The organism is Hydrogenimonas sp. (genome assembly GCF_029933015.1).
Taxonomy (GTDB): Bacteria; Campylobacterota; Campylobacteria; order Campylobacterales; family Hydrogenimonadaceae; genus Hydrogenimonas.
On sequence record NZ_JAOZOZ010000147.1, the window covers coordinates 1 to 3,967 of the forward strand.

The 3,967-nt window shown below is 57.8% G+C and carries 3 protein-coding genes and 1 pseudogene; 2 read left to right on the forward strand and 2 right to left on the reverse strand.

Annotation, left to right across the window (positions count from 1 at the left end):
- The coding region (locus Q1K23_RS08325) for a DnaB-like helicase C-terminal domain-containing protein (protein ID WP_300363754.1) at positions 1-875 on the forward strand (875 nt) is incomplete at its 5' end.
- 415 nt (positions 876-1,290) lie between these two features.
- Positions 1,291-2,052, forward strand: a pseudogene (locus Q1K23_RS08330) (ComEC/Rec2 family competence protein); the annotation flags it as partial.
- Here the strand turns inward: Q1K23_RS08330 and Q1K23_RS08335 are convergent.
- Both Q1K23_RS08335 and Q1K23_RS08340 read right to left on the reverse strand, forming a co-directional pair.
- On the reverse strand, positions 2,011-2,955 hold the full coding sequence (locus tag Q1K23_RS08335; protein ID WP_300363756.1) for a YihY/virulence factor BrkB family protein: 945 nt from the start codon (positions 2,953-2,955) through the stop codon (positions 2,011-2,013). The pseudogene Q1K23_RS08330 and the gene Q1K23_RS08335 sit on opposite strands and share 42 nt — an antisense overlap.
- Before the next feature lie 20 nt (positions 2,956-2,975).
- Positions 2,976-3,967 (reverse strand): FAD-linked oxidase C-terminal domain-containing protein (locus Q1K23_RS08340; RefSeq protein WP_300363758.1); only part of this gene is annotated, 992 nt, incomplete at its 5' end.

The following is a 3,967-nucleotide window of genomic DNA, read 5'->3' on the forward strand; positions in this document are numbered from 1 at the left end:
CGTCGGGCTTCGGGGAAGGGGACCTGGTCATCGTCGCCGCCAGGCCGGCGATGGGAAAGACGGCGCTTACGCTCAACATGGCGCTCAAAGCTCTCGAGAACGGCGACGGTGTCGCCTTTTTCTCCCTGGAGATGCCCGCCGAGCAGCTGGTGCTCAGGATGCTTTCGGCCAAGACCTCCATCGCGCTGCAGGATCTGCGGGTGGGAAACCTGACCGACGAGGAGTGGACGCGGCTCTCCGAGGCGGTGGAGTGGCTCAGCGGCCGGAAGCTCTTCGTCGACGACGAGGGGACCCTCAACATCCATCAGGTCAGGGCGAAGCTCCGCAAACTCAAATCGCACCATCCCGAGATCAGGATCGCGATGATCGACTATCTGCAGCTGATGAGCAGCGGCAGCAACAAAGACCGCCACCAGGAGGTGAGCGAGATCTCCAGGGGGCTGAAGATGCTGGCCCGGGAGTTGGAGATCCCCATCATCGCCCTTTCGCAGCTCAACCGCTCCCTGGAGGCGCGGGCCGACAAGCGCCCGATGCTATCGGACCTGAGGGAGTCGGGCGCCATCGAGCAGGATGCCGACATCATTCTCTTCGTCTACCGCGACGACGTCTACCGGATCCGTGAGGAGAAGGAGAAGGAGATGAAGGCGCGGGCCGAGGGCAAAGAGTACAAATCGACCTTCCACGAAAAAGAGGAGGAGGATGCGGAGATCATCATCGGTAAGCAGCGGAACGGTCCCACGGGGATCGTGGAGCTGAAGTTCCAGAAGCGCTTTACCCGCTTCGTCGACGCCGGATACGTGCCGGTCGAAGTGGTCTACGAACAGAGCGACATCGATACTGGGGCCGAAACGAAAATTGAGCTTCCGCCTATCTAAACCCCCTCTGATCGAAGGTCGCCGGGAGTGGGCGATCTTTCTGGCCCTCTCTTTCCTCGTTTTTCTTCTGAACCTCGGGTGGCACTACCACGATTACAGAGAGTTCGTCTCCCAGAAAAAGATTTTTACCCATGCCGACGTTCTGATGCAGTACACCAAACGCAAAGCGGGGCGGCAATACGAAGTGCTGAAACTCGAAACCGAAGAGGGCCGCGCACTCTACACCACCTCCAGAGAACCTCTGAAAAACCTTCGAGGGCGAAACCTCTCGGTTCTGCTCTTTCCCAAAAAGGTTTCGTTCCTCGACTATCTGACCACTCCCTATCTTCCCTCCGCCATTTTGCGTGTCAACGCGGAGAGATCTTCCCGGATGCGGCTTTACGAAAGGATCACCTCACAGCATGGAGAACCCTGGATGCAGGAACTCTACGGAGCGCTCTTTCTGGCGCTCCCCGTCTCCGCGTCGCTGCGTGAAAGGGTGACACTGCTGGGGGTCAACCATCTGCTGGCCCTGAGCGGTTTTCACATGGGGCTTTTGTGGGCCATTCTCTACGGGGCGCTCTCTTTGCTCTACAGACCTCTGCAGCGGCGTCTTTTCCCCTGGCGGCACAGACTGCTGGATGTGGGACTTCTCACCGTGGGAGCGCTGGGGGCCTATCTGCTCTTTACCGGATCGCCGCCTTCGCTTCTTAGGGCCTATGCCATGCTGGTCGTCGGCTGGCTGGCGCTGCTTTGGGGTATCGAGCTTTTTTCTTTCACGTTCCTTGCCGTCTGTGCCGTGGCACTCGTGGCGCTTTTTCCGTCTCTGCTCTTCTCCATCGGTTTCTGGCTCTCCGTGGCCGGGGTCTTTTTCATCTATCTCTATCTTCGCTGGACGCAGCACTGGCCCAGGTGGCTTTCGTTTGTCTCTCTCAATCTCTACGTCTATCTGGCGATGCTTCCGGTGGTCCATCTCTTTTTCGGGACGTTCACCCCTTTTCAGTGTGTTTCGCCTCTACTGACGATCCTCTTTTCTCTCTTCTATCCGCTTGCTATGTTCTTGCATCTGATCGGTCTGGGCGGAGTGACGGACGCCGCGGTGATGGAGCTGTTGCGGTGGCCTGATGCGGCGCGTGTCGCGGAGGTGTCGACGCCGCTATGGTTCCTTGCGTTTTTTGGACTCGTCACTCTTGGCGCCGTGCGCTGGCGGCGAGCACTCTATGTGCAGACGGGGCTTATGCTGCTCTTTTTCGTATACCTTGTTGAGCAGATAGCATAGTTTCTGGCCATAGAGAAAGATGATCCACGAGACGTAGATCCAGAGCATGAAAAAGAGCAGCACGCTGAAAGAGCCGTAGACCGTCGTGTAGGTTTTGGTGTGGACGGTGTAGTAGATGAAGATGTTCTTTCCGATGAACCAGATCAGGGAGGCGAAAAAGGAGGAGATCAGCGCCGCCTTGAACCGGATGATCACCGTCGTCGAGATCTTGTAGGTGACGAAAAAGAGCATCCAGATGATCAGGAAAGGGAAAAGGGCCAGAAAGTCGATGCCGCTGGTGTACTGCGAACTGTCCAGAAGCTTCTGGACCTTGACGGAGAGGTAGATCGACGCGGCCAGGGCCATCGGTCCCAGGGTGATGAGGGTCCAGTAGGTGGTCAGGGCGCTCCAGAAACTCTTCTGCTTCGATCTGAAGATCTTGCCGACGATATATTCGTAGTTCTGAAAAAACATGATCGAGGCGACGATGATGAAGATGAAGCCGATAGTTCCCAGTTTGGAGGTGTTGGCCAGAAAGGTGTCGATGTACTGTGAGACCGTCTCCTGGGAGGTGGGCATGATATTGGAAAAGATGAAACTCTTGATCTTTTCGTACTGTTCGGCAAAGTTGGGAAGGCGCACGATGATGGAGAAGCTCACCAGCAGCAGCGGAATGATCGTGAAGATCGTGTAGAAGCTCAGGCTCGCGGCGTAATAGGGGATGTCGGGGTCGTAGAACTCTTTGATCCGGCAGTAGATATCTTTTGCCAGATGGGGGATGGAGATGGAATCTTTTTTCCCCGATTCCCGATTCCCGTTCCCCGTTCCCCGTTCCCCCTTCACCGTTCACCTTTCACCCATCGTTACAGCGCCATCTTCCCGGGGTTGAGGATGTTGTTGGGGTCGAAAGCCCGTTTGATGTCGCGAAAGAGGTTCATCTCCTCCTCGGTGAAGGCCAGATGCATGAAGGGGGCCTTGGAGAGGCCGATGCCGTGCTCGCCGCTGAGGGTGCCTCCCAGATCGACGGTGATGCGGAAAATCTCCTCGATCGCCTTGTGGCCGATCTCCAGCTGTTTCGGATCGGAGCCGTCGACCATGACGTTGGTGTGGACGTTGCCGTCGCCCGTGTGGCCGAAACAGGGGACCTTCACGTCGTATTTGAGGGCCACGTCGTTGATGCGCCGCAGCAGTTCGGGCAGGACCGAACGGGGGACCGTGATGTCCTCGTTGATCTTTTTGGAGCCGTAGATCGTGATCGACTGGCTGGCGTTGCGGCGGGCGAACCAGAGGTCGGCCGACTCGGCTTCGTCTCTGGCTTTCTTGAACTCGATGCAGCCGTTTTCGTGGAAGACGCGCTCGATCACATCCATCTGATAGGTGATCTCTTCGGGCAGATTGCCGTCGACGTCGGTGATGAGGATGGCGCCGGCGTCGACGGGAAGCCCTTTGTGGAACTTCTCTTCGACGGCACGGATCGTGAGATTGTCGAGAAACTCCATCGCCACGGGTGTCACGCCGCTGGCCATCGTCTTGTAGACCGCCTCCATCGCGCTCTCGACGCTGGGAAAGATCCCCATGGCGGTCTTTTTGAGTTTGGGTTTGGCGATCAGTTTCAGTGTGATTTCGGTGATGACGGCCAGCGTCCCTTCGCTGGCGATCAGGATGCCGGCGATGTTGTAGCCCGCCACGTCCTTGATCGTCTTTTTGCCCGCGCGGATGATGTCGCCGTTGGGGCGGACGGCGCGGATCGCCATGACGTAGTCTTTGGTGATGCCGTACTTGGCCGCCCGCATGCCGCCGGCGTTTTCACTGACGTTGCCGCCGAGGGTGGAGTACTCCTGGCTGGCCGGGTCGG